A 24,719-nucleotide genomic window follows, 5' to 3' on the forward strand; every position below is an offset into this window, starting at 1 on the left:
CCTTTTCCGGGTTCAAGGCGCTCCGGCCGCGCGGTTCTTTACCGATGCACCGCCAGCCGCGGAATATCGCGCAGGAAGGCGTCGCGCACCGCCGGTCCGAGCGGCTCGTTCGATGGCTTGTCGGAGACGCGCAGCCTTGCGAAGACGATATGCTGGCCTTCTCTTTCCGCCCAGCCAACGAACCAGCCGAAGGGGCGGTTTCGGTCGGGATTGCCCTTTTCGTCGCGCATATAGCCGGTGCCTGTCTTGCCATGCACGCTCCAGCTTTCCGGCGCATCGAAGACCGGCACGATCGCCCTTGTCTTGGCCTGCGCATCACGCGAAACCGGCAGATTGCCGGCCAGAAGGCGGCGGAGGAAGCCGACCTGTTCCACCGGCGAAACCGTGAGCGACGAGCCGAGCCAGGAATGGGTGAGCCCGTTATTCTTGCCCGGCTCACCGGACACATCGGCATTGCCATAACCGAGGCGCTTCACATAGGCCGCGAATTTTTCCGGGCCGAGGCGGCGGGTGATTTCGCGGGAGTACCACAGCACCGAATCCTGTTCCCATATCGAGGGATCGACCGTCTTGCGGTCCGAGGCGCGGGCTTCCGTGCCCGGCTTCCAGTCCCAGGCGGGCGACTTCTCATCCAGAAGTATGCCGGCATCGTAACCGATCAGCGCCAGCGGCACCTTGAAGGTGGAGGCCGGCGCCACGCGCTGGTCGCAGGCGCCCTGCTGGTTGATGATCGCCCCCGTTTCGATGGAGGTGACCAGCGTGCACTCGAAGGCCTGCGGTTGTTGCTGGGCAAAAGCGGAAAGCGGCAGGAGGCCCGGAAGGGCAAGGCACGAAAGAACGATGGCGGGCAGCCGGTAGCGCATGCGTTTTGATGTCCCTTGTCCACATTTTGCGGATCATTTGCCGGAATGGTGAGAGCGGTTTAGGTAACGGATGGGGCAGGAATAGGACCAAAACGAAAATTGCCGCTTTCCGTCAGGTCCGCTCCTTTTCGCCCGCCTTCTCACCCACTGTCAGGGGCCAGTCGACCACATAATCCTCGAAGTCGTCAACATCCACATCGGCCTCGCTGACGGTGCGCCCGCGCGCCGAAATGCCGGCCTGATGCACCGTCTGCGTATCGCCGGAAACGAGATAATGCCACCAGTAGAGGTCTTTTCCGTCACGCACCAGCGCATAGGCGCAGGTGGGCGGCAGCCAGCCGATCTCATGCACCTTCTTCAGGTCGAGCTGGATACAGTCCGGCACGGTGGCGCGGCGGTTCTCATAGTCGGAGCATCGACAGCTTTCACCATCCAGCAACACGCAGCGCACCGAAGTGAAGGCCACTTCGCCGGTGTCCCAGTCCTCCAGCTTGTTGAGACAGCACAGGCCGCAGCCGTCGCACAGGCTTTCCCATTCCTCGCCGGTCATCTCCGCGAGTGATTTGGTTTTCCAGAACGGCGCGTCATTCATCGTTAACATTTCCGTTTCATTTTGATCTCTTGGACGGGAGTATTTAACCGGTCCCTAATCCTTTATATCGTATCGCCAAGGGCTGGTTTGTACGATATTTTATGAAGATTGGCGGACGGCAGAGGGTCATTGGCCCGCAAGAAGCCGCCGCGTCAAGCAATTCCGACACAAGCATGCCATGGTTTTGCGTCGGGAATGGGTTGAAACGCAGAAATACCGACGTCCGCGTTGCGTTGAACAGGAAAACATCGCCAGGTGCAGGAAGAAAAAGACGATAAAAAAGGCCGTAAAAAACGGCATATCCTGCTCCGGATCGATAGCTTCATCGACTCCGGCCTGTGGACGGCTGCGGCACGGCTGGTGGATTTCTGGGAAGACGTCACCATCGCTTCACGCAAGCTGCATGTGCGCGGCTGGAGAAAGCTTCTCGTCAACCTCACCTGCGACGCGCTGACCTTCGGAACGGCGGGTTCCGTCGTGCTTCTGGCGCTCGCCATGCCGGCTTTTGAGGAAACCAAGAAGGACTGGCGTTACCGCGGCGATTTCGCCGTCACCTTCCTTGATCGTTACGGCAATACCATCGGCCATCGCGGCATCATTCATGAAGATTCCGTACCGATCGACCAGATGCCGGATCATTTCATCAAGGCGGTGCTGGCGACCGAAGACCGGCGTTTCTTCGACCATTTCGGCATCGATTTCATCGGCCTTGCCCGCGCCATGAGCGAAAACGCCCGCGCCGGCGGCGTGGTACAGGGCGGCTCGACGCTGACGCAGCAGCTCGCCAAGAACCTGTTCCTCACCAATGAGCGCTCGCTGGAGCGTAAGATCAAGGAAGCCTTCCTCGCGCTGTGGCTCGAGACCAACATGTCGAAGAAGGAAATCCTCAGCCTTTATCTCGACCGCGCCTATATGGGCGGCGGCACCTTCGGCGCGGCGGCGGCGCAGTTTTATTTCGGCAAGAACCTGACCGACGTGACGCTGGCCGAATCCGCTATTCTGGCCGGCCTGTTCAAGGCGCCGGCCAAATATGCGCCACATGTGAACCTGCCGGCGGCCCGCGCCCGTGCCAACACCGTGCTTTCCAACCTGGTGCAGAGCGGGCTGATGACCGAGGGCCAGGTGATCGGCGCGCGGCGCAACCCGGCCACCGTCATCGACCGCGCCGATGTGAAGGCGCCGGATTATTTCCTCGACTGGGCTTTCGACGAAGTGCAGCGGCTGGCCGCCGAAGGCAAATTCAAGGACCACACCGTCGTCGTGCGCACCACCATCGATACCGGCCTGCAGCAGGCAGCCGAACAGGCGATGGAAATGGGCCTGCGCGAATATGGCGAAGGTTACCGCGTCAAGCAGGGCGCGATGGTGATGATCGAAAATGGCGGCGGCGTGCGCGCCATGGTCGGCGGGCGCGATTATGGCGAAAGCCAGTTCAACCGCGCCACGGCGGCGCTTCGCCAGCCGGGTTCCTCCTTCAAGGTCTATACCTACTCGGCCGCCATGGAAAAGGGCATGAAGCCCGAGACGCTGATCTCCGACGCGCCGGTGACCTGGCGCGGCTGGTCGCCGCAGAATTACGGCCGTTCCTATGCCGGCAAGGTGACGCTGCAGATGGCGCTCGCCAAATCCTACAATACCGTGCCGGTCCGGCTCGCCAAGGATGTGCTCGGCACGCAGGTGATCGTCGATACCGCCAAGGCGATGGGTGTCGCCACGCCGCTGCGCAGCGACAAGACCATTCCGCTCGGCACGTCGGAAGTGACCGTGCTCGATCAGGCGACGGCCTATGCCGTATTCCCGGCCGACGGCATGCAGTCACGCCGCCACGGCATCGAGCAGGTGCTGGATTACGAGGGCAATGTTCTCTACGATTTCAGCCACAACGAGCCGCCCGCCAAACGGGTGCTTTCCGAAGAAGCCAATTCCAAGATGAACCAGATGCTGGTGACCATTCCCGTCATGGGCACGGCCCGGCGCGGCGCGCTGGAAAACGGCATCGTCTCCGGCGGCAAGACCGGCACTTCGCAGGCCTATCGCGACGCCTGGTATGTGGGCTTCACCGGCAACTACACGACTGCGGTCTGGTTCGGGAACGACGAATTCACGCCGATGAACAACATGACCGGCGGCGCGCTTCCCGCCATGACCTTCAAGCGGCTGATGGATTATGCCCATCAGGGCATGGAGCTGCGCCCCATCCCCGGCATCCAGAACCCGCTGCCGACGGGCGCCCGCCCGCAGCCTTCGGCGGAAGTGGCGGCCGCCTCCGCCAACACACCCGCCATGCCGGCGCTGACCCGCCCGCGCTCGCTTTCCGCCGAGGCGACGCGTGTGATCCGCTCGATCGGGCGGAAGATGAAGGAAGCCACGGCGTTGAGTGTGACGACGCAGAAGGTGGCGGATGCTTCCTCGCATGAGGGCATCGACGCCACGCGGCGTTGACACCATGTCGCGTTAAGAGGTTACCGGCGGAGCGCAAGGCTCACCCCCCTCTGCCCTGCCGGGCATCTCCCCCTCAAGGGGGGAGATCGACAAGTGGCAAGGTCTCGCCCATCTCAACCTTTCCGAATGAAGTGGTGTTAGCGCCTCCTGCTGATCTCCCCCCTTGAGGGGGAGATGTCCGGCAGGACAGAGGGGGGCGAGCCACTTGCTCTACGGCTCCCGTCTCTCCAAATCGCAAAAACGCAATCCCGCGCGCGACGCCTCACCGCAACAACACCGCCCTCGCCGTTTCCACCATATGCGATGTCAGCGCGCTGAGGCGGTCGGCGGCCAAACGGTTCACCTGCCAATAAAGCGGAATATCGAGCGGCATGCCGGGTATCAGCTCAACCAGCCGTCCGGCGGCCAGATGCTCGCCCACCAGCTGCACCGGATTGAGCCCCCAACCCATGCCGGCAAGGCTTGCCTTTACGAAACCATCGGTCGAAGGCAACCAGTGGGTGGGATAGGAGACATCCTCGCCCAGCGCCTGCCGGATCCAGCCCGCCTGCAACCGGTCTTTCTGGTTGAAGGTAAGCCCCGGCGCGCGGGCAAGCGCGGCGAGCGTCACGCCGTCGGCAAAATGGCGGGCCATGAAATCCGGGCTGGCGGTGGCGTGATAGCGCAGCACGCCGAGCGGCGTCACCCGGCAGCCCTGCACCGGCTTGTCATGGGCGGTGACGGCGGCGAGCACCCTGCCGCCACGCAGCCATTCCACCGTGTGATCCTGGTCGTCCACCGCGATATTGACGAGATAATCGCTACCGCCGGTGAATTTCGACACCGCATCCAGAAACCAGGTGCCGAGGCTGTCGGCATTGGTGGCGATGTTGAGCGTCACCCGCTCCTGCCCAGCACCGGCCTCCGCAAGCGCCGGGAGTTTTCGGAACAATTCGTTTTCCAGCATGCCGACATGGTCCATGTGCCGGCAGAGCCACTCACCCTTCTCCGTCGCCACGCAGGGGTTGCCGCGCACGATCAGCACCACGCCCAGCCGCTCCTCCAGCTGCTTGATGCGCTGGGAGACGGCGGACGGCGTGACGCACAACACCTGCGCCGCCTTTTCGAAACTGCCGGTCTGGGCGACGAGCGCCACGGCGCGCATGGAGGGGTAGTCGAGCATTACGGTACCGAATAATGAGGTTGGGGGGCGGTGAAGGTGGAGCGGAGGCAATGGCTCACGAGTTTCGTCTCTCGAATAGAGTTGCACTGCCGCGCATTAGCTTAGCTTATCCGAACTGAGTTTATTTAATTGGATTAAACCATCTTGGCGAAATATCCAAGCACTCGATCCGCAAGCAACGGCGTCCGCCATTCCGCACGGACAGAGACAAGAGGCCACCGACCCGCATGGACATCCAGATTTTCTTCACCGGTCTCACCATGGGCCTAAGCCTCATCGTCGCCATCGGCGCGCAGAATGCCTTCGTGCTGAAACAGGGGCTGGCGCGTTCGCATGTCTTTGCCGTCTGCGCCACCTGCGCCATTTCCGATGCGTTGCTGATCACCGTCGGCGTATTCGGTTTTCAGCGGATCAGCGCCATCATGCCAGCGCTCGATCCGATCATGCGATATGCGGGCGCCGCCTTCCTCATCTGGTATGGGGCCAAAAGCCTGCATTCGGCGCTGCGCTCATCCGAGGCGCTTTCGGTGGCCGAACGGCGGGAGGCAAGCCTGTGGCAGACGCTCGCCATCTGTCTCGCGCTGACCTTTCTCAATCCGCATGTCTATCTCGATACCGTCGTGCTGCTCGGCACCATTTCCACGCAGTTTCCCGGTTTCGAAAAGACCTTTGCGGCGGGTGCGGCCACCGGCTCGCTGCTGTTTTTCTTTTCGCTGGGTTATGGCGCGCGCTGGCTGCGGCCGATTTTCGAAAAGCCTTCCGCCTGGCGCATTCTCGAAGGTGTCATCGCCGTCACCATGTGGGCGATTGCCTTCAAGCTGGTGGCGGGCGCGTGAGCAACGGAATTAAAGCATCCGATCATTTTCACCAAGACTAAACAAGGCGCGCCATTTTCCAAATGGGGAATCAGTGATAGTCCTCGACCTGATCATAAACGGGAAAACAGCGTGTTCCGAGTTCCATTCCTTGTCGGCATCGCCCTTCTGGTCGCCTTTGGCGGCGGTATTGCCGTAACGCTCGCAGCGCTTGAGGCGACATCCGGCTTCGGCTCGATCCGCATCGGCTCGTGGGATGCCTTTCCCGAGGCGCAGACCATCGAAGCCGACCCCTACGCCAAATCGCACCGCGCCGATGCCGGCAAGCTGCTTTACGGAACAGCGGAAGGGCTGGCTTTCACCGCCTCCGTCGACAGCGATGGCCAGCGCCTGAGCGGTGAATGCCGCTACCGGCTGGCCGGCACCGTGCCGCCCGCACGGTTCTGGACGCTTTATACCGCCGACCAGCAGGGCAATGTGTTGGCCGAAGATGCCGGGCGGCCCTTCGCGCTGAATTCCCGCACGCTTCTGCGCAGCGCCGATGGCGGCATCGACATCACCATTGCCCCCGACGCCCAGACCTACAACTGGCTGGCGGTGCCGCAGGGCCAGACCTTCAAGCTCGTCATGACGCTGCTCGATACGCCGGTTGCCGGCAGTTCCGGCCTGATCGACATTTCCATGCCGCAAATCCGCAAGCTGGGGTGTGGCAATGCTTAGGATCCTGCTCGCCATCGTCACCGGCCTCGTCGCCGCCGCCGTGCTGCATGTCATCATTCTTCTGGCGATACCACATTTCAGCAATCGCGACGCCTATACGCGGGCAGTCGCGGAAGGAAAACCGCATCTATTTCATCTGCTCGAGGAAACGACGGAGAAAAAGACGCTGGGCAGCGGCGATCCCTTCATGCGGGTGGCCGTGTGCACCTTCAACATCGAGGAAAAGCCGGTCAGGCTGACAGCCATCGGCGCGGTGCCCTTCTGGTCCGTTGCGGTTTACGACAAGGCCTCGAACGAGGTGTTCAGCATGAACGACCGCACCTCCGCCGGCGGCGAGATGGATATTCTGGTGGCCGATGCGGTGCAGATCGCCGCCATCCGCAAGGCGCAGCCGCCTTTGCTCTCGCAGGCCATTCTGGCGGAATCGGATCAGACGGAAGGGTATGTGGTGTTGCGGACCATGGTGCCGCAGCCGAGTTTCGGCGAAGAGGCGGAACGGTTCCTGAACGAGGCAAAATGCCAGCCGACGCCGTGGAAATAACGCCGGTCATTCTCATTAATCAGGATTTGAGGGCGGTTTCCGCTGCGGATTTGCCCTTGCGCGCGACCTTGCCGGTCGACTCGGTATCGCGTTTTTCATAACGCACGCCGGTAAACAGCACCACCTTCGCCGGGCCGAACACCTTGCCGACCACGCCGGCGGGGCGCAGGCTTCGTCGCGCGTCGCCAATTGGAATAATCTCTGCCATGCTCATCTCCTCTTCGGGACATGATTGTCAATGTTGCCCATGGGAACCGCGCAAGCCTCGTCTTGCGTCGGGAATGTCATCACCATCACATTGCGCATAGGCCAGTCCACAGACTGGTTTTCGCACGATCCAAAAATCCAAAACGATTCGTAAACGGAGATCGTGCGCAGATTCAGGCTTCAGCATGCCATTTTCGCATTTTATTCCGTCAATCAGAATAACATGGAATCCTAATACTGCCCATGAAATTACAAACAGACAGAGGTTAATGATCCGTTAACCTTAATTGCCGGACGCCGGTTTATTCCTCCTCGCGCCAGATCCGTTTAAAACCAGGGCGAACCGACAGGGTTCCATGGCATTTCACCCGTCGTGAAGGTTTTAAAATTTCCTTGTTGATAGGTGCAGTTTCTCTCTTGCCCACCCCCATAGTTAACAGGACGTCAACGGATTTGCTCTAATTTGAGCCGATATTGTGTTTGCGTTTGTTGGGTAGTGCGTTGACCGACCGGTTTCGAGAACTTGAGAGGCCAAGAGCCGCGAGGAAGAAAGATGTGGTACTTATGGCCACTGTGACGAATTTCGAGAATGTGTCTCATCCGTCAAAAACGGACCTTCGGCAGTTCGCCGAGCTTTTCATGCCGCTCTTTGTTGCCTCCACCGACGAAGCCAAACGGGAAGCCATCGCCGCACTTTCCCAGCACCCGAGCGTGCCTTCGGCCGTCGCCTTCTTCATCGCCTGCCAGCCGATTTCGCTTGCTGCCCCTTTCCTCATCGCGTCGAAGAGCCTCGATGACGATACGCTGATCACCATCGCCCGAACGCAAGGGGCGGCCCATGCGCGTGCCATCGTCCGGCGCGAAGACCTGTCCCCCACCGTCATCGACGCGCTTGTCGGCCTGCGCCACGCGGAAGATCTGAAACGGCCCGAGGAAGAAACGGTTGCCGCCGAACCGCAGGCGGCGGCCGGCCCCGAAGAGCCGAAAGCGGAAGAAAAGACGGACAAGATCGCCGCCGTTTCCGCACTCGAGGAAGAAATGCGCCAGCGCATCAAGCAGATGGCGCATCACCTCAACCGCCCGGAAAGCGACACGCTCGGCCTTCGCCGTCTGAGCGAGGTGCAGGAGGCGCTGCTGGTGCGTTTCGCCCGCGAGCGCAATGCCCGGCAATTTGCGGTGGCACTGGCGGATTCTCTGTCTTCCAGCTACTGGCTGTCGGAGCGCATCATGCTCGATATTTCCGGCGCTCAGCTGGCGACGACGCTGACCGGCCTTGGAATGGAGTTTTCCGAAGCGGCTTTCGTCCTGCAATGCTTTTATCCGCATCTTGCCGCCGCCGAAGGCGACATGAGCCGCGCCGAAGCCCTGCTCGACCGCCTGGACATCATAGAAAGCGAAGAGCGGCTGGAAAGCTGGCGGCGGGCCGACAGCTATACACATGGCCGCGAACGGCCAGCCCGCAGCACACCGGTTGTTCACCGAACCGGAACGCGGGGATAAAGCCAGCGGCCGACCATCCAAAGCGCGTCACGTTCAATCGAACGCATTGACGCGCTTTGCATTTTTGCCTTTACGCAAACGCTTTATGCCTGCGGCTGGTCCACCAGCGTCAGGAGATTGCCGATCTCGTCCGTTTCTATCTCCACGACCCACAGATCGCTGTCGAAGCGCCGTTCCCTTTCCAGCAATGCGGCGCTTTCCTCACCCTCCACACCGGCGAGACGCGTTTCGAAACGGCGCTCGATACGGATATACTCGTCATCGGCAAAACTCTGCGGCGCGGGCCCATAGAGGTTCTCGCGGCCATCGCGCAGCCGCTGGCGAATGAAGATCGCCCCCGCCTCCTCCGCCCCCTTCTTTTCGACAGCGGCAAATCCACCGGCGGCAAAGACCCGGCGGATGAGGGCTGAGACGAACATTTCGGATTTGAGACGCATGGGTTTGCTTTCGATGAAAACGGTTGGACGTGCTCTCGATGTTGATTTTACGCGGCTGAAGGTCGTGGGGCTTCCCCCTCTGCCCTGCCGGGCATCTCCCCCTCAAGGGGGGAGATCGATGTGCGGCAAGGTCGTGCCAATCTCAACATCAGCGAATGAGGTGGTGGTAGCGCCGCTTGCCGATCTCCCCCCTTGTGGGGGAGATGCCCGGCAGGGCAGAGGGGGGTAAGCCCCACGCACCCTCGGCCGCAGTCAAAGCCTCAAAGCGCCCCGATCGACTTCAGCTTCTTCAGCACCACTTCGCTCGGCTCGCCGGTTTCCGGCAGGCGATAATGTTTTTCGAAAGCGCGGATGGCGTTGCGGGTCTGGTCGCCGGCCACGCCGTCCACCTTCACGCCGGCATAGGCGATATTGATCAGGCCCTGCTGGATCTTGGCGATCAATTCGCGGTTTGCCGGCCGGAGAGCGGCTGCCGCGCTGTTGAGCGAGGCGGGTTCGGCCTTTGGGCGTGGTGTTTCCGCCTTGCGGATGGCGGCCGCGACGGGATCGATCTCCACGCCACCGCCAGTGTCGGAAGGCCGGTCTTTGGGAATTGCCGCAACCGTTGCGCCATCGATCCTGAGTGCGGCCAGCACCCTGGTCGTCGGCTCGCCAGTTTGTTCCATGCCGAGCGTTTCTTCAAAGAACATGATGGCGGCAGCGGTCTTCGGCCCCATGCGGCCATCCGCCTCGCCCTCGTAAAGCCCGCGCTTCTTCAGTTCGGCCTGAATATCGGCAACGATCTGCTGCGGCTTCTGGCTTTCGGCGGTGGGAAGTGCGGCGGTTTCAGCGGGCGGTGTCTGTGCCGTTTCGGTCTCGGCGGGGCGCTCTATACGGAAGGTCGTGACATTGCCCTGCGCGCCGAGATGTTCGGTCGGGCGATAACCGGCAATGCCGTTCGGATTTTCCGCATCGCGCGTGCGCAGGAAAGGCGACGGGTGCACGCCCGGCTGATACCAGAGCGCATTGGCGGCGACGAAACCGAAAACGACCACGAAGGCCCCGCAGCCGCCCACCATTCTCGGATGGCGCAGGATTTCGCGCCCGATGGCCGAAACCACCAAGGAAACAAGCCCGGCGCCGATCTGGGCCGTTGTTTTCTTAGGCGATTTTCGCTTTCGCGGAGCCATCGTCACCATCCTTCTTCATCTTCGCGGCCATGTCGCCGAGCTGCCGGATACGTGGGGGAAATTCCACCATGCTTTCGGTTTCAGCGCTTTCGCCGCCACCCGCCATGCCGGAACCGTCGGCAGGCAGGGTGATCGTTACGACCGTCCCCTCGCCGGGCTTGCTGGCGATGGCGAAAGTGCCGCCATGCAGTGCCACAAGCCCCTTGACCAGGGACAATCCCAGACCCGTGCCCTCATAGCGACGGGTATATTCATTCTGAACCTGCATGAAGGGCTGGCCCAGCAGGTCAATCTTGTCGGACGCGATGCCGATGCCGGTATCGCTGACCGTCAGCTTCAGCATCCCACCCTCACGCGCGGCGTCGATCGACACCACACCACCGGCATCGGTGAATTTGATGGCATTGCCGGCGAGATTGATGAGAACCTGCCGGATGGCGCGCTGGTCGGCCGAGATTTCGCCGATACCGCGCTGGATGCGGCTGGTCAATGTCAGGCCTTTTTCCTTCGCCTGCAGGCCGAGCATGGCCTCGCAGGACGAGATGGTTTCGGCAATCGGGAAGCTTTCCATCATCAGCTCGTAACGGCCGGCTTCCAGCTTGCTCATATCCAGCATGGTGTTGACGACGGACAGCAGATGCGCACCGGACTGGCGGATCAGGCCGACATATTCCCGCTGGCGGTCATTTTCCAGCCGGCCGAAATATTCGCCCGCCAGAATGTCGGAAAAACCGAGAACGGCGTTGAGCGGCGTGCGCAGCTCATGGCTGACGGCGGCAAGGAAACGCGACTTGGCGTCATTGGCCGATTCCGCCTCCGCTGCCTTGCGGGCGACATCGCGGCGCAGGCGCTCCACCTCGGTGACATCGGAAAGCTGGGCGATGATGCGGCGCAGGCGGCCACCGGCGCTGCGGATCGCCGTCATCTCTATACGGGCGTGCATGAACTGCGCCTGGCGCGACTTCGCGCCTGTTTCGAAGCGAAGCTCGGCGCCGGCCCTGTCCTCGCCCTGCCGCAGCAGATCGAAAGCCTGCATCAGCTCGAGGCGATCGGAGACATAGACATATTCGACGATGGCATGGCCCTTGCTGGCCTGAAGATCGGCCGGGAAGGTTGCGCGATCGCGGCCGGAGACGTGTTCAACGAAGCCGGTTTCACCGATGACCAGTACGAGGCCCGGCACCTGCGAAGCGGCGATCAGGTCGTTATCGCCAGACGCTGTGGCAAACGGGGACGCACCGCGTGCGGGACGTGAAAAGGCAATCAGCAGCGCGGCGGCGGCCAGAAACAGCGCCAGCACCAGGGCAGCGCCGATGGGCAGCGCGATGGCGGGGCTGAAAACGAGGCTGAAGAGGGCTGGTACGACAAGAAGGCCGACGGCGCTGAAGGCGATCAGCCAGCGCAGGCGCGCAACGGTTCCGGCGCGCCTTTCGGCGTCCTCTTCCATGCGCGCAAGCCATCTGCCCGCGGCATGGTCGACCAATGCGACCGCTTTTTCTCTCATATTACGCAATACCAACACCGAATCCCTGAGGCGGTTCCAACGGCTCCGACAATAGAAGGCCGCGGCTTAAGGAATGGATAAAAAGAATGGCCTCAAAGGCCTCTCAAATGCGCCGCAGTCCCATTACGGGGCATTTATTCCAAGCTTTGCCAATCATGGTTAATGACGGGTAAGCGACGGATTTCGCTTCATTTTTGCCATCGTGTTAACCTTTGTGGCAAAGCGGGCGGCCGCTTTCGTCCGGAACGCGCGGCCTCTGTCGCAATTATGCTTAACATGGACTGTTAAAATGCGAATGAATTGATGGCAGGCGTCCCGATACGAGGAGAATAGATACAATTTGAATTAAATTGCGCCGCTTTTTGCAATCGGCTGTTCGCCGGTCGCGTGTAGCTTCTTCACAAGCCCGAAAAACGGGACAAAGGCCGACGACCCGAAACCGGGCGGGGCTTCAAGAAAACAAAGATCATCTGGCAGGGTGTCTGACAATGTGGTTTCTGATCAAAGGAACATTCTGGTTTTCGCTGGTGCTGGTGGCGCTGTCCTATTTCGGCAGCAGCAACGATCCGACCAAGGAACCTTCGGCCTTCGATATTCCCAGCGCCGTTTCGGCAGCGGGTGAGGCCTATCGTTATGTCAGCGCCATCTGCATCGAAAAGCCCGATGTCTGCGTCAAGGGCGCCGAAACCTTCCACGCGCTTGGTGAACGGGCCAAGGAAGGCGCAAAGGTTGCCTATGAACTGCTGGACAAGCAGCTTGCTTCCGGTGACAAACCCGCTCCCGCCGCTGAAATCGCCGCCGAGGCCGAAAAGCTTGTCGCAGCACCCGTGGTCAGCGTCGAATTTCCCGCTGAGGCCGATATGCTGAAGACCGGCACCGTCATCCCCCTGCCGCAGAAGCGCCCTGCCCCCTGATCTTGCCGGCCCCTTGATTTTCGAGGGCCGCCGCGCCGCGCCATTCTTGCAGCCGAAGATATTCGGTTGCCGACTGCCTGCCTGACTTGCCCACGGAAACCTGTTTTCCGTGGGCTTTTTCTTGCAGATGGTTCAAAACCGCGCACACTTCCCCTATATCCTAGGAAAGACATTAAATAACGGATGATACGGCGCGCAAATGGCCTCTCTCGAAACGATCCTTGACGATTTCGCCTTCCTTGACGACTGGGAGGACCGCTATCGTTATGTCATCGAACTCGGCAAGGCGCTTCCCGAATTGGCGGAAGACAAGCGTACGGCCGAGAACAAGGTCCATGGCTGCGCCAGCCAGGTCTGGCTCGTCAGCCACAGCGACGGCGCCGAAGACCCTCTGTTGACCTTCGAGGGCGATTCGGATGCGCATATCGTGCGCGGCCTCGTCGCCATCGTTCTCGCCGTCTATTCCGGCAAACAAGCCTCCGAGATTGCCGATCTGGATGCCATCGAGGTGTTCAACCGGATCGGACTGGTGGAGCACCTTTCCGCCCAGCGGGCCAATGGCCTGCGCTCCATGATCAAGCGCATCCGCGAGGAAGCCCGGCTGCTGGCCGCCTGAGCCATCATCGCGTTGCCATCCCCGTTGCCAGAGAGGGACGATAATCCGCATCGCCCCAATGGTGGTCTCTGCCTCGTTGACGGGCGGCGGGCGGCGCATAATGGCGGGCGAGTGAGAGCAGCGCGGCCCTGAGCAGCAATTTTGCCGAACGCGCCGGCCATAGTCTTTCCCGCTCCACCGTCTCCAGCCCCTTTTCGAAGCAGCATATATCAATGGCGACGCCCGAAAGTTCCGGGCCCATCGCCTCCGCCGCGCGGGAAAACCGCGCCCTTGCGGCCATAGCCGCCTCGGTCAGATCGAGCCCGCCTCCCGCCTCCCCCCTGGTGCGGCTTGCAATACGCGGCTCCCACGTCGCCGTGACCCTGGGATTGAGGTGGCCGCGATGAAAATCCGAAGCAAGGCGCTCACCCGCCTCCAGCGCATCCGCCGGGAAAAATGCGCTGCCATCCCGCTCCTTCAGCCTTGAAAGGCTGGTCAGGGGAGAGGTGTTGAGGTTGCGCCTCGCCGGCTGCTTCGTCTCGCCGACATCCACAACGACCACCTGCATATCCCGGTGCTGCTCCTGAAAAACCTCGTCGCGGTCTTTCGCCATCGCCCGCTTCAGATAGGAAGCGAGCGGCGGCGCCGCGCAGAGGGTGTTTTCCCGTTGCTCGACCAGCCCGCAGGACACGGCAAGGCGCATGGTCGCGGCGGGAAAGCGCAGGGCCCTTTGCCCCGCCTGTGCCCGATGCAGAACGATATCGCCGCCCTCCTCCATCACCTCGGCCGCGCCGGCGGCGATGCAACGCAACAGCCGCAGGAGGACAGGATCCGGAGAAGCCGGGGCGCCTTTTGCCTCACTCATCCCGGATACCTTTCATCGCATTGAAAATGCTGCCGGTAAGCCGCTCCAGCGCCGCGACGAACTCATCGAAAGCCGGTTCGTCCCGCCGGTCCTCGACCACCTGGCAGGCATGCCCCACTGTCGTCCTGTCCCGGCCGAAACAGGGGCCGATATCCGACATGGGGATGCCAAGCTCCACATGGCAGACATACATGGCAATCTGGCGGATATGGCATTCCGTGCGCCGGTTGTCGCGGCGCACCAGCGAACGATCGCCCGTCAATTGCACCATCTCGCCGGTGAGCTGCCGCACCAGCCGGCAAAGACGGGAAATCTCCTCCCGCCCGGCAACCGATGGCCAGTGACGAAAGGGACGATTGACGGCCTGCATGCGGGGCCGCGCGGCGGCAGACAGAAGCGATGTATCCGACGGCATATGCAACTCCTCTACGAATAGGAATTAATTCATACACCTGCCAACAGATATGGGGAAGTGTGAATTTACCTCAGCAAATTCATCGATTGATTTTGCGTTGTTTTTTGGAAGAAAGCACCATCGGATAAGGATTTTTTTCCTCAAGCGAAATTCTGCGCGGCAACAAAAAAGCCGGTCGATAGACCGGCTGGGACATTTTTATGCGGAAAGAGACGGCGCCGAAGATACCCATATGGGCAAGCGTGAGAACCTTGCCGCCTTCTCCCGGCTGGGGAGAAGGGCGCGGCAGCGGCTTGAGGGAGCGAGGCCAGCGATATTCGGAGAGCTGGCCCCTCATCCGGCCCTTCAGGCCACCTTCTCCCCGGCGGGGAGAAGAACGGCCAGGCCGGACCGTCGTTACAATCAGCGGCTGGCCTTGCGGCGCTGGCCGAGACCCATTTCCTTGGCGAGCCGCGAGCGGGCTTCGGCATAGGCAGGAGCAACCATCGGATAGTCGACCGGCAGGTCCCATTTTTCGCGGTATTCTTCCGGCGTCATGCTGTGATGCGTCGTGAGATGCCGCTTCAGCGACTTGAACGAGCCGCCGCATTCCAAACAGACGATGTGATCGTCCTGGACCGACTTGCGGACCGAGACGGCAGGCTTCTGCTTTTCGACATTGACCGCCACCGATGCCGGTGCCGATGTTCCGCTGAGTGCCGTGTGAACATCCGAAATAAGGCCGGGAAGGTCTGTGACCGGAACGACGTGGTTGCTAACATAGGCAGCCACAATATCCGCCGTCAGTTCGACCAGCAGATCCTGGGCGTTACCGTATGCAGTTTCCGTCATTTAAGTATCTCCTGTTTATTAATCCCCTGAAGCGGGCAAGCGCCGCATCGAGCGATGTGAAGTTACCCGGTGCCCCACCTTCGCCTTGTTGAAACCAACGTGAAACCTACCCCTAGATTTCGAGCGAAAACCGGAAACGATTTAATCCGAGATTCAACTTATGGCCCCGAGACATGGGCAGCAATGGTCCGATGGACCATAGATTAGACATTAATAAAATGCCTATGCCGACTATGAAGAGGCTAGATGCAAATCGCGATTAGCAACTTTACACTTAATTTGGATAACAGCAAAACAGCAAAAGTCAAATTCCTAGTGTCAATTTTTCAGTTCAAAACAGTCTAATTTGAATACAAAAAATCACGGGTAATAAAATACTATGCCAAGTAGTAATTGAAAATGAATACCCCCAATTATTGGGGGGATTTTCAACTTCAAATTTTCTTCGTCTCATCAACTACCGATTTAACAGCCAGCGGATAACCTGCCTTGTGCGCGGCCATGGCAAGAAGATGTGCGGAGACCGGCGCGGTCAGGACAAAGAAGAAGAAACCGGCCAGAGCCCGCGCCAGGGTCGATAGCTCCATGGAGTGGATGCCGACGGCAAGAAGCAGCAGGCCGGACCCCACCGTTCCCGCCTTGGAGGCCGCGTGCATGCGCGTGTAAACATCGGGCAAACGATTAAGCCCGATTGCCGCGACCAGCGAAAAAAGGGCGCCCGAGACCGTCAATACCGCAACGAGAAGTGCCATAATCCAGCCCATCATCGCCTGCCCTTTCCGCCATTCACACCTGTTTCCATAGGTTTTTCAGAAGCTTCCGCCGCCCGCTCGCCATCGAGCACCGCCTTCGACCTCCGCCGGCCATCCGCGCCGCGCGACAGCACGAAGCGGGCGAAGGCGACCGTTGCCAGGAACCCGACCAGCCCCAGCGCAATGGCGATGTCGACATAGAGGGTAAAGCCGGTGCGGATGGCGATCACCGCAATGAAACCGATGGCAATGCCGACCAGCATGTCGAGCGCAACGATGCGATCCGGCAAGGTGGGACCGACGACAACACGATAGACCGTCAGCAAAAACGCAGCCGAGAGGACAACCGATGCAAGTATAGTTGCAATTGAAACTATCTGTTCCGGCATCATGGCTGAAATGCCTCCATGATCTTTCTTTCGAAGCCGTTTTTAATGTCGTTTTTCGTGGCTTCAATATCGCTGCAATCGATCGCGTGTACGTAAAGCGTCTTTCTGTCCGCCGAAACATCGACAGAGAGCGTGCCCGGTGTGAGCGTGATGAGATTGGCGAGCAGCGTGATCTCGAAATCCGTCGTCACCGTCAGCGGATAGGCAAAAATGCCGGGCTGGACCTCGAGCTTCGGCCGCGTCACCAGCACCGCCACCTTCCAGGCCGAGAGCGCCAGTTCCTTGAAGAACAGCAGCACCAGCGACAGCACGCGGGAAAGCTTGAGCCAATGGTTCTGCCCGCCCGGCAGCTGGTGGCGGATCAGCCCCAGCGCCAGCGTCGAGACGATGAGGGCAAAGACGATGTTCGCCAGCGTGATGCTGCCCGTCACGGCAAGCCATACGGCAACGAAAAGCAATTGCACGACATAGAGGCTCATGGCTTGCCCCCTTGCGGAAAGACCGACTGAATATAGGCCTGTGGGTTACCAAGGCCCGCCGCGGCCTGCTGGCTGAGATTGAGCAGGCTTTCCGGGAACAGGCCGAAGAATACCACCAGCAGCGTCAGCCCCACCAGCGGTGCGAAAGACGGGGCGGCCGGAGGCGATGCAGGCTGCAAGGCGGGCCGGGCGGCAGATGCTGCAACCGGACGCCAGAAACACAACAGGAATATCCGCCCGAAGGCGATGGTGACGATGAAACCGGAGACGAGGATGGCGGCGGCGAGCCACCAGGCGCCTATATCGATGGCCGACTTGACCAGAACCGCCTTTGGCCAGAAGCCGGAAAAGGGCGGCAGGCCGGAGCCGGCGAAGAACAGCGCCAGCGCCAGCGCCGAAAACCACGGGGCCCGCCGGTAAAGACCGCCAAGCGTGGCAAGGCTGAAGCCGTCACCGAGACGGGCGGCATGGCCGGCGGCGAGATAAAGCGCCGTCATCAGCACCATGGAATGCAGCGCGTAGAAGATCGCGCCCGTGACGGCGGAGGGCGTGCCCATGGCGATGCCGGCCATCATGTAGCCGATGCCCGATATGACGATATAACCGAGCATGCGGCGGATATCGTTCTGGGCAAGCGCGCCCATGGCGCCCAGCACCATGGTGAGCGCGGCGGAAACGGCGATGACGATGCTGAGCTCTTCCCGCTCCACCGGAAACAGCATGACCATGACGCGCAGCAGCGAATAGATGCCGACCTTGGTGAGCAGGCCACCAAAGAGCGCGGAAACGACGATGCGCGGCGTGTGATAGGAGGCGGGCAGCCAGAAATTCACCGGGAAGGCCGCCGCCTTCATGGCGAAGGCGAGCGCGAAGAGGCTCGCAAGCGTCATCAGCGGCGCGGTGCTGCGCAGTTCCGTCGCCTTGCGCGCAATATCGGCCATGTTGAGCGTGCCGAATATGGCATAGAGATACCCGACCGTGATCAGAAACAGCGTCGTGCCGATGAGGTTCAGAACGGCGTATTTCAGCGCGCCGTCGATCTGTTCGCGGGTGGAACCGAGCACGATGAGGCCGAAGGACGAGATCAGCAGCACCTCGAACCAGACGTAGAGGTTGAAGATATCGCCGGTCAGGAAAGCGCCGGTCACACCCGCCATCAGCAGCATCAGGAAAGGATAAAAACCGTAACGCCTGCCGCTGGCGTCGATATCGCTGCCCGCATGGATGGCGCCGGCCAGCGCCACGATGGCGGCGGCGAGCGACAGCAGCGCGCCGGTGAGATCGGCGGTGAAGGCAATGCCGAAGGGCGGCAGCCAGCGGCCCATGACCATGGTGAACGGGCCCTGCGTGGCAACCTTCCAGAGCAGCGCGGCGTCGAGGATTACCAGCAGCACGAGCGCGGCAACAGCGACAGCCGCATGGTGGCGGATGGCGTGGCGCATCATCATCAGCACCGCACCTGCGCCGATACAGAGGGCGATGGGCAGGATGATCAGCCAGTCGGCAAGCGGCACGGGCGCCATGACGAGTGCGGCGGAAAGATCGGTCACTGCGGAAGTGGTGGAAGAAGCCATGTCGTCTCAGCCTCGCCGCTCAATAACCGAGCGGCGGCAAGGGCTCGCCAGCGGGTTCTGCGGTGCGCATTTCATCCGTGTCGTCGGTCTGCAATTCCTGGAAGGCACGCCAGGTCAGAACCAGAAGGAAACAGAAGAAGGAAAAGGAAATCACGATTGCCGTGAGGATAAGCGCCTGCGGCAGCGGATTGGCGGCACCTGCCGGCAGCGTATCCATGCCTGCCGGAATGATCGGCGGCACTTCCCGTGTCAGCCTGCCGGCCGTGAACAGGAGCAGATTGACCGCATTGCCGAGAATGGCGATGCCAAGCAGCATGCGGATGCTGTGACGCGACAGCATGAGATAGATCGCCACCGAAAAGAAGATGCCGACGAGAATGGAGAAGACCGCTTCCATCAGTCGCTTTCCCTTTCTTCCAGCGCCAGCGCAATGGAGGTGATGGCGCCGACCACGACGAGATAGACCCCGATATCGAAGGACATGACGGTGGAAAGCGGCACCTCGACCCCGAACAGGCTCGGATAGACCCAGAGGCCGGTCATGAAGGGCACGCCGGCGGCCATGGAGACAAGGCCCGAGAGCATCGACAGCAGCAGCCCCGCGCCTGCAATGGCCAGCGGATGAAACAGGATGGCGCGCCGTACCGCCGTGACACCATAGGCGATGCCATAGATCGCCAGCGCCGAGACGGCGATCAGCCCGCCGATGAAGCCGCCGCCCGGCTCGTTATGGCCACGCAGCAGCACGAAGATGGAAAACAGCACCATGAGGCTTGTGACAACCGGCGCGACGGTGCGCAGGATGAGCGTGTTCATGCCCGCGCTCCCTTCTTTTTCGCCGTCTTCGCCGGTCCCTTGGGGACGGCGGCAGGGCGGATGCGGATGAGCGCGAGAATGGCAAGACCGGTAATCATCACCACCGCGATTTCGCCGAGCGTATCCGTGCCGCGGAAATCGACGATGATGACATTCACCACATTCGCGCCATGGGCGATGACCTTGGAATAGGTGTTGTAGAAATCCGTCAGGCGGTTGTCGAAGCTCGCTTCAGTCGCGCGCATCAGGAACAGGGCAAAGCCCGCTCCGCAGGCAATGGCGATGGTGCTGTCCAGCAGCTTCTGGCCAAGGCCACGATGGTCCGATGGCGACAGGCGCAGCCGCGTCATCACCAGCGTCAGGATGACGACCGAGAGCGTCTCGACCATGAATTGCGTGAAGGAGAGATCGGGCGCGCCGAACAGCAGGAAGATAACCGCCACCGCAAAGCCCTGAATGCCGAGCGCGATGATGGCGGTGAGCCGGCTCGACGCCGTCAGGACGGCGATGAGGCCCGCCACGGCAATGGCGATGAAGGTCAGCTCATGGACCGGCATATCGCGCGGCCATGACGGCATGGACGGCAATTCGCCATAAAGGAACAGTGGCACGAGCAGCACGGCGGCGATGACGGCGAAGGTGGCGGTGACGTAAAATTCCAGCCGGCCCGGCTGGATGCGCCGGGTGATGTGGAACGAGACTTTCACCAGCATTTCGATGAAGACGTCAAAGCCCCTGTCCGGCCCTGCCCCCAACGCCTTGAAGGTACGGTCGATCAGGCTGCGGACCGTGGAAAGCTGCGTGTAAAGGGCGATGCCGAGCGCGATTGTCAGCAGCGACAGGCCAAGCGGCACGCCGATATGGGGAATGAGCGAGATTTCCACCGGGCGCGGCTCGCCTGCAATGGCGCTTGCCATGGGGGTGGAGATGTAAAAATGCGCGATGCCGGCAAAGAGCGCAATGGTGAGCCCCTTCAATGCCAGAAGCGCCGGGCCGAGCCAGAGCAGCAGCGGACCCTCATGCGCATGTTTCGGGGTTTTCACCGGCTTGCCGAGGAAGGGTTTCAGGGCCACGGCGAAGGCGATGGCGAACATCAGGCCGTTGCCGAGAATGGCGATGCCGGTGAACAGCACGGCGCGCGGATTGCCATGCGCCAGCGCGTAATAAATCTCTTCCTTGGCGAGGAAACCGAAAAACGGCGGCAGGCCGGCCATGGAGATGGCTGCCGCGAGCGCCGCCGCGAAGGTGATGGGCATGGCCTTGCGCAGGCCGCCGAGCTTCGTCACGTCGCGCGTGCCGGTCTCGTGGTCGATGATGCCGGCGACCATGAACAGCGCGCCCTTGAACAGCGAATGCGCCACCAGATAAAGCACCGCCGCCTCGATGGCATGATCCGAGCCGAACCCCGTCAGCATGACCAGCAGGCCGAGCGACGACACCGTCGTATAGGCAAGCATCAGCTTGAGATCGGTCTGGCGCACGGCCAGCAGTGCGCCAGTGAGCATGGTCAAGCCACCAAAGAAGGGCAGCAGGATCTGCCAGGCGGCGCTATCGCCAAGCACCGGGTTGAGCCGCATCAGCAGATAGACGCCGGCCTTCACCATGGTGGCCGAATGCAGATAGGCCGAGACCGGGGTTGGCGCTTCCATGGCGTTGGGCAGCCAGAAATGGAAGGGAAACTGCGCCGATTTGGTGAAGGCACCACCGAGGACCAGAAGCAGCGCCGCCAGATAAAACGGGCTGTCGCGCAGGATATCGCCGCCGCGCACCAGCATTGAGAGTTGCGTCATGCCGCTGATATCCCAGATGAAGATCAGCCCGGCGAGCAGCAGCAGACCGCCGCCGCCCGTCACCACCAGCGCCTGCAGCGCGGCCCGGCGCGAGGCGGCGCGCTCATGATCGAAACCGATCAGCAGGAAGGAGGTGATGGAGGTCAGTTCCCAGAAAACGAACAGCATCAGCAGGCTGTCGGAGACCACGACGCCCAGCATCGCGCCCATGAACAGAAGCAGGAAAGAGAGAAACCGGCCCTGCTGCGGATGGCCCTTCATGTAACCGCCGGCATAAAGCACGATCAGCAGGCCGATGCCGGTGATCAGCAGCGCGAAGGTGAGCGACAGGCCATCGAGGAACCAGGAGAAGCTGAGATTAAAGCTTGGCACCCAGGCATAACCGCCCGTCACCACGCCGCCCGCCGCGATCTGCGGCAGCATCAGCGCGAAATGCACGAAGGCGAGAGCCGGCGCTATCGCAACGATCCATGCGGCATTGTGACCGAATCTTTTCACCAGGGCCGGCGCGGCAAGCGCTGCCAGAAACGGCAGAAACAGCGACAGGAATGTCAGCGCCGTGACATCGGAGGTCATTCACATCTCCCGGGATGTCCCCCACCCCTGCGCGCCAATGAATGGCGTTCTCTTTCAAATCGATTTTTCAGTTAAGGCATAGATAAATGCATCTCAACCCAAATCGACATTCACGGCCCATAACGAACGCGTTATGACAGGCTGCCCCTTTCAATCGGCGGCGGCGATGACTATTTGAGGCGGGAACAGAAAGGATCATTCCATGAGCGATCTGACTTCCCCCAAAGTGACCAAGACCGATGCGGAGTGGCGTGAGCAGCTGACGCCGGAGCAATATCGCATCCTGCGCGAACACGGCACCGAGCGCGCCTTTACCGGCCCCTATTGGGACACATTCCAGAAGGGCCTCTATCGCTGCGCGGCCTGTGACGAACCGCTGTTCCTCTCCGATACGAAATTCGATGCCGGCTGCGGCTGGCCGAGCTATTTCGAGCCCGTCAAGCCCGGTGCCGTGACGGAATATCGCGATGCGAGCCACGGCATGGTGCGCACGGAAATCCGCTGCGCCAATTGCGACGGCCATCTCGGCCACGTCTTCCCCGACGGCCCGCCGCCCACCGGCCTGCGTTATTGCATCAACGGCCATTCGATGGTGTTCGAGCCGGTTTGATGAACGATGCGGTGAAAGGCCGGCTGCCCCTGCCGGCCTTTCACCGCTGAAAAGGTCGTCTCGACAGCCGGACCGGAGAGTGAGATCATCACCGTCTCACTCCTTCCGGATCATCACCATGGCGCTCGAAACCATCCTCATTTTTATTCCCGCCTGCTTTGCCCTGAACATGGCCTTCGGGCCGAACAATCTTCTGTCGATGACGGTGGGCGCGCGCTACGGCATGGCGACGGCGGTGATGGCGGCAAGCGGCAGGCTGGTCGCTTTCGCGGGGATGATCGCGATTGCAGCACTCGGGCTCGGCGCACTTTTGATGGCGTCCGAGATGATGTTCTCACTGATCAAATGGATCGGCGTTCTTTATCTGCTGTGGATCGGCTTCAAGCTCATCCGCTCAAACGCTGAAGTCACCGCCCCCGATGTATCCTCGGCCAACGGCAATGTTCTCAAAACCTATCTGCGGCAGGAGTTTTTCGTCGCCTCCGGCAATCCCAAGGCTATTTTGATCTTCACGGCCTTTTTCCCGCAATTCATCCAGCAGGACGCCTATTGGCAGAGTTTCGCCACGCTCGGGGCGATTTTCCTTCTGCTCGAGGTGGTGGCCATTGCCGTTTATGCTTTTATTGGCTCACGCCTGTCCGGTCTCATGCGCAATGCGCGAGCCCTGAAGCGCGTCAACCGGATCAGCGGCTCGATGATGATGGCCTTCGGCGTCATGCTCGCCTTCGCCCGGCGTCCGGCCTGAAGGGAACCCGGCCAGCCTGCTAGCCTAATTTCAGCTCCATGCAGGTCAAATCCAGCCAGCGGCCGAACTTGGTGCCGACTTCCGAGAACCGCCCGACGACCCTGAAACCGAGGCTTTCGTGCAGGCGGATCGAGGCGGTGTTTTCCGCCTCGATGGCGGCGATCAGAACGTGCACGTCGTTGCCGCTGGCATGGTCGATCAGCGCCTGCATCAGCCGCTTGCCGATGCCGTGACCGCGGGCATCCTTGTGCACATAGACCGAATGTTCGCGGGTGTGGCGATAACCGTCAAAGGCGCGCCAGTCGCCGTAGGAAGCATAACCGGCGACCTTGCCGTCGAGAATGGCGACGATGACCGGGAAACCGCGTGACTTGCGGGCGGCGAACCATTCCTTGCGGTTCTCCAGATCGACCACCACCTCGTTCCAGATCGCCGTCGTGTTCACGACCGCATCGTTATAAATCTCCATGATGCCGGAGAGATCGTCCACGGTCGCGTCGCGCAGTTCCACGCTCATATTGCTTCGCCCTCATATTTCCCAACGAGCGGCTGCGGAAAGGCGGCGGCTCCTGCGACGAGCCTTAAGCGATGACGCCGAGCAATGTCCAGTGCGTCGAGCCTTACGACGCCAGGGGAACGAGGCTGAAGGCGGTGACCACGGCGAAATAATGAACCGCAGCGGCGGAAACGACGAAACCGTGCCAGATGGCATTCTGGAAGCGCAGCTTTTCCCAGACATGGAAGATCACGCCGAGCGAATAGATGACACCGCCGGCCACGATGAGCCAGAGCGTGACGGGGGCGAGATGCGACGACAGGGGCTCGACCACCATGACGCCGCTCCAGCCCATGGCGAGATAAAGACCGATGGCCACCCGGTCATAACGGCCGGGAAACAGGCATTTCAGCAGGATGCCGCAGAGCGCCGCAACCCAGATGAGACCCAGCATGACGGCAATCAGCGGATCGTTGATGCCGCGCATCAGGAAGGGCGTATAGGTGGCGGCGATCAGGATGAAGATCGCCGAATGGTCGAGCCGACGCAGGAACCATTTCACCCTGGAATGCGGCCAGATATTGTAGGTGAAGGACACGGAGAGGCAGGCAACGAGACCGAGACCATAAATCCAGGCGGCGGCGATCGCGCTCAGCGTGCCCCAGGCGGTCGCGTAAAAAATCAGCGCCGTGGCGCCCACCAGCGCAAATACGATTCCAACGCCGTGGACGATGCCATCGGCGACGATCTCGTAAAAATCATACTGGCGCCCGAACCGCCACATCTCGCTCATTGGTCCAATCCCGTCTGCGTGCTTTCATCAAAGCATGGAGACAATATTAGACAGGAACAAGACAGCGGCCGGTTAACGGCAATCAAATTGCGTTCGAGGCTGTTGCGAAAGGAGAGGTCCGCCGTTT

General features: G+C 61.0%; 28 protein-coding genes. 9 read left to right on the top strand and 19 right to left on the bottom strand.

Annotation, left to right across the window (positions count from 1 at the left end; genetic code table 11):
• Nucleotides 1-38: 38 nt before the first annotated feature.
• Both blaOXA and QD336_RS03275 read right to left on the bottom strand, forming a co-directional pair.
• On the bottom strand, nt 39-863 hold the full coding sequence (gene blaOXA / locus QD336_RS03270; protein WP_499169337.1) for a class D beta-lactamase: 825 nt from the start codon (nt 861-863) through the stop codon (nt 39-41).
• Nucleotides 864-975: 112 nt separating this feature from the next.
• Nucleotides 976-1,455, bottom strand: coding sequence for a YcgN family cysteine cluster protein (locus tag QD336_RS03275; RefSeq protein WP_499169339.1), 480 nt, complete (start codon nt 1,453-1,455; stop codon nt 976-978).
• A gap of 255 nt (nt 1,456-1,710) precedes the next feature.
• Between QD336_RS03275 and QD336_RS03280 the strand changes: the two genes are divergently transcribed.
• The gene (locus tag QD336_RS03280; protein WP_499169340.1) at nt 1,711-3,897 is read left to right on the top strand and encodes a transglycosylase domain-containing protein; all 2,187 of its coding nucleotides are present in this window, start codon (nt 1,711-1,713) and stop codon (nt 3,895-3,897) included.
• Between the two features lie 262 nt (nt 3,898-4,159).
• On the opposite strand, the gene QD336_RS03285 is transcribed toward QD336_RS03280, so the two are convergent.
• Nucleotides 4,160-5,059: a LysR family transcriptional regulator ArgP gene (locus QD336_RS03285; protein WP_499169342.1), complete on the bottom strand. Its 900-nt coding sequence runs from the start codon at nt 5,057-5,059 to the stop codon at nt 4,160-4,162.
• Nucleotides 5,060-5,286: 227 nt separating this feature from the next.
• On the opposite strand from QD336_RS03285, the gene QD336_RS03290 reads away from it, so the two are divergent.
• The 3 genes from QD336_RS03290 (at nt 5,287) to QD336_RS03300 (ending at nt 7,135) form a co-directional block, all read left to right on the top strand.
• Nucleotides 5,287-5,895 (top strand): LysE/ArgO family amino acid transporter, encoded by a 609-nt coding sequence (locus QD336_RS03290; protein WP_269344275.1) that lies wholly within the window; start codon nt 5,287-5,289, stop codon nt 5,893-5,895.
• 111 nt (nt 5,896-6,006) lie between these two features.
• The gene (locus tag QD336_RS03295) at nt 6,007-6,594 is read left to right on the top strand and encodes a DUF1214 domain-containing protein (protein WP_499169344.1); all 588 of its coding nucleotides are present in this window, start codon (nt 6,007-6,009) and stop codon (nt 6,592-6,594) included.
• Nucleotides 6,587-7,135 carry a DUF1254 domain-containing protein gene (locus QD336_RS03300; RefSeq protein ID WP_269344279.1) on the top strand — a complete coding sequence of 183 codons (549 nt, stop codon included), beginning with the start codon at nt 6,587-6,589 and terminating at the stop codon, nt 7,133-7,135. The genes QD336_RS03295 and QD336_RS03300 overlap by 8 nt, the downstream gene beginning before the upstream one ends.
• 19 nt (nt 7,136-7,154) lie before the next feature.
• Here QD336_RS03300 and QD336_RS03305 read toward each other — a convergent pair whose 3' ends face one another.
• Nucleotides 7,155-7,343, bottom strand: a complete 189-nt coding sequence (locus tag QD336_RS03305) for a hypothetical protein (protein WP_499169346.1) — start codon at nt 7,341-7,343, stop codon at nt 7,155-7,157.
• A 500-nt stretch (nt 7,344-7,843) separates the two neighbouring features.
• On the opposite strand from QD336_RS03305, the gene QD336_RS03310 reads away from it, so the two are divergent.
• On the top strand, nt 7,844-8,842 hold the full coding sequence (locus QD336_RS03310; RefSeq protein ID WP_499169348.1) for a DUF2336 domain-containing protein: 999 nt from the start codon (nt 7,844-7,846) through the stop codon (nt 8,840-8,842).
• 83 nt (nt 8,843-8,925) lie between these two features.
• Here the strand turns inward: QD336_RS03310 and QD336_RS03315 are convergent, their stop codons facing one another.
• From QD336_RS03315 to QD336_RS03325, 3 genes are all read right to left on the bottom strand, one after another.
• Nucleotides 8,926-9,279, bottom strand: coding sequence for a DUF1491 family protein (locus tag QD336_RS03315; RefSeq protein ID WP_499169350.1), 354 nt, complete (start codon nt 9,277-9,279; stop codon nt 8,926-8,928).
• Between the two features lie 260 nt (nt 9,280-9,539).
• Entirely contained in the window at nt 9,540-10,448 is a 909-nt protein-coding gene (locus QD336_RS03320) for a peptidoglycan-binding domain-containing protein (protein WP_269344284.1), read from the bottom strand.
• The gene (locus tag QD336_RS03325) at nt 10,420-11,952 is read right to left on the bottom strand and encodes a sensor histidine kinase (protein ID WP_269344286.1); all 1,533 of its coding nucleotides are present in this window, start codon (nt 11,950-11,952) and stop codon (nt 10,420-10,422) included. Before QD336_RS03325 ends, QD336_RS03320 begins: the two co-directional genes overlap by 29 nt.
• Before the next feature lie 488 nt (nt 11,953-12,440).
• On the opposite strand from QD336_RS03325, the gene QD336_RS03330 reads away from it, so the two are divergent.
• Both QD336_RS03330 and QD336_RS03335 read left to right on the top strand, forming a co-directional pair.
• On the top strand, nt 12,441-12,866 hold the full coding sequence (locus QD336_RS03330) for a DUF5330 domain-containing protein (protein ID WP_269344288.1): 426 nt from the start codon (nt 12,441-12,443) through the stop codon (nt 12,864-12,866).
• Nucleotides 12,867-13,065: 199 nt separating this feature from the next.
• On the top strand, nt 13,066-13,482 hold the full coding sequence (locus QD336_RS03335; RefSeq protein ID WP_269344289.1) for a SufE family protein: 417 nt from the start codon (nt 13,066-13,068) through the stop codon (nt 13,480-13,482).
• Between the two features lie 4 nt (nt 13,483-13,486).
• Here the strand turns inward: QD336_RS03335 and QD336_RS03340 are convergent, their stop codons facing one another.
• The 10 genes from QD336_RS03340 to QD336_RS03385 form a co-directional block, all read right to left on the bottom strand.
• On the bottom strand, nt 13,487-14,326 hold the full coding sequence (locus QD336_RS03340) for a DUF6456 domain-containing protein (RefSeq protein ID WP_499169353.1): 840 nt from the start codon (nt 14,324-14,326) through the stop codon (nt 13,487-13,489).
• Complete coding sequence (locus QD336_RS03345) at nt 14,319-14,741, bottom strand: helix-turn-helix domain-containing protein (protein ID WP_499169355.1); 423 nt, start codon at nt 14,739-14,741, stop codon at nt 14,319-14,321. Before QD336_RS03345 ends, QD336_RS03340 begins: the two co-directional genes overlap by 8 nt.
• 402 nt (nt 14,742-15,143) lie before the next feature.
• Complete coding sequence (ros, locus tag QD336_RS03350) at nt 15,144-15,572, bottom strand: MucR family transcriptional regulator Ros (RefSeq protein WP_003497181.1); 429 nt, start codon at nt 15,570-15,572, stop codon at nt 15,144-15,146.
• A gap of 434 nt (nt 15,573-16,006) precedes the next feature.
• Complete coding sequence (mnhG, locus tag QD336_RS03355) at nt 16,007-16,339, bottom strand: monovalent cation/H(+) antiporter subunit G (protein ID WP_269344296.1); 333 nt, start codon at nt 16,337-16,339, stop codon at nt 16,007-16,009.
• Nucleotides 16,336-16,716 carry a cation:proton antiporter gene (locus QD336_RS03360; protein ID WP_269344298.1) on the bottom strand — a complete coding sequence of 127 codons (381 nt, stop codon included), beginning with the start codon at nt 16,714-16,716 and terminating at the stop codon, nt 16,336-16,338. Before QD336_RS03360 ends, mnhG begins: the two co-directional genes overlap by 4 nt.
• Entirely contained in the window at nt 16,713-17,192 is a 480-nt protein-coding gene (locus QD336_RS03365) for a Na+/H+ antiporter subunit E (protein ID WP_269344299.1), read from the bottom strand. Before QD336_RS03365 ends, QD336_RS03360 begins: the two co-directional genes overlap by 4 nt.
• Nucleotides 17,189-18,766 carry a Na+/H+ antiporter subunit D gene (locus QD336_RS03370; RefSeq protein ID WP_499169358.1) on the bottom strand — a complete coding sequence of 526 codons (1,578 nt, stop codon included), beginning with the start codon at nt 18,764-18,766 and terminating at the stop codon, nt 17,189-17,191. The genes QD336_RS03365 and QD336_RS03370 overlap by 4 nt, the downstream gene beginning before the upstream one ends.
• A 19-nt stretch (nt 18,767-18,785) precedes the next feature.
• Nucleotides 18,786-19,163 carry a Na+/H+ antiporter subunit C gene (locus QD336_RS03375; RefSeq protein ID WP_003497192.1) on the bottom strand — a complete coding sequence of 126 codons (378 nt, stop codon included), beginning with the start codon at nt 19,161-19,163 and terminating at the stop codon, nt 18,786-18,788.
• The gene (locus tag QD336_RS03380) at nt 19,163-19,582 is read right to left on the bottom strand and encodes a Na(+)/H(+) antiporter subunit B (protein WP_269344301.1); all 420 of its coding nucleotides are present in this window, start codon (nt 19,580-19,582) and stop codon (nt 19,163-19,165) included. The genes QD336_RS03375 and QD336_RS03380 overlap by 1 nt, the downstream gene beginning before the upstream one ends.
• Nucleotides 19,579-21,948 (bottom strand): putative monovalent cation/H+ antiporter subunit A, encoded by a 2,370-nt coding sequence (locus tag QD336_RS03385; RefSeq protein WP_499169360.1) that lies wholly within the window; start codon nt 21,946-21,948, stop codon nt 19,579-19,581. Before QD336_RS03385 ends, QD336_RS03380 begins: the two co-directional genes overlap by 4 nt.
• A gap of 202 nt (nt 21,949-22,150) precedes the next feature.
• Here QD336_RS03385 and msrB point away from each other — a divergent pair, with 202 nt between their 5' ends.
• Both msrB and QD336_RS03395 read left to right on the top strand, forming a co-directional pair.
• Nucleotides 22,151-22,558, top strand: coding sequence for a peptide-methionine (R)-S-oxide reductase MsrB (gene msrB / locus QD336_RS03390; protein ID WP_269344304.1), 408 nt, complete (start codon nt 22,151-22,153; stop codon nt 22,556-22,558).
• A 118-nt stretch (nt 22,559-22,676) separates the two neighbouring features.
• Nucleotides 22,677-23,303: a LysE family translocator gene (locus QD336_RS03395; RefSeq protein ID WP_499169678.1), complete on the top strand. Its 627-nt coding sequence runs from the start codon at nt 22,677-22,679 to the stop codon at nt 23,301-23,303.
• A gap of 19 nt (nt 23,304-23,322) precedes the next feature.
• On the opposite strand, the gene QD336_RS03400 is transcribed toward QD336_RS03395, so the two are convergent.
• Both QD336_RS03400 and trhA read right to left on the bottom strand, forming a co-directional pair.
• Entirely contained in the window at nt 23,323-23,820 is a 498-nt protein-coding gene (locus tag QD336_RS03400; RefSeq protein WP_269344306.1) for a GNAT family N-acetyltransferase, read from the bottom strand.
• A gap of 103 nt (nt 23,821-23,923) precedes the next feature.
• Complete coding sequence (trhA, locus tag QD336_RS03405) at nt 23,924-24,592, bottom strand: PAQR family membrane homeostasis protein TrhA (protein ID WP_499169363.1); 669 nt, start codon at nt 24,590-24,592, stop codon at nt 23,924-23,926.
• Nucleotides 24,593-24,719: the final 127 nt, after the last annotated feature.

Source organism: Rhizobium sp. BR 250 (assembly GCF_047445855.1).
Taxonomy (GTDB): Bacteria; Pseudomonadota; Alphaproteobacteria; order Rhizobiales; family Rhizobiaceae; genus Agrobacterium; species Agrobacterium tumefaciens_I.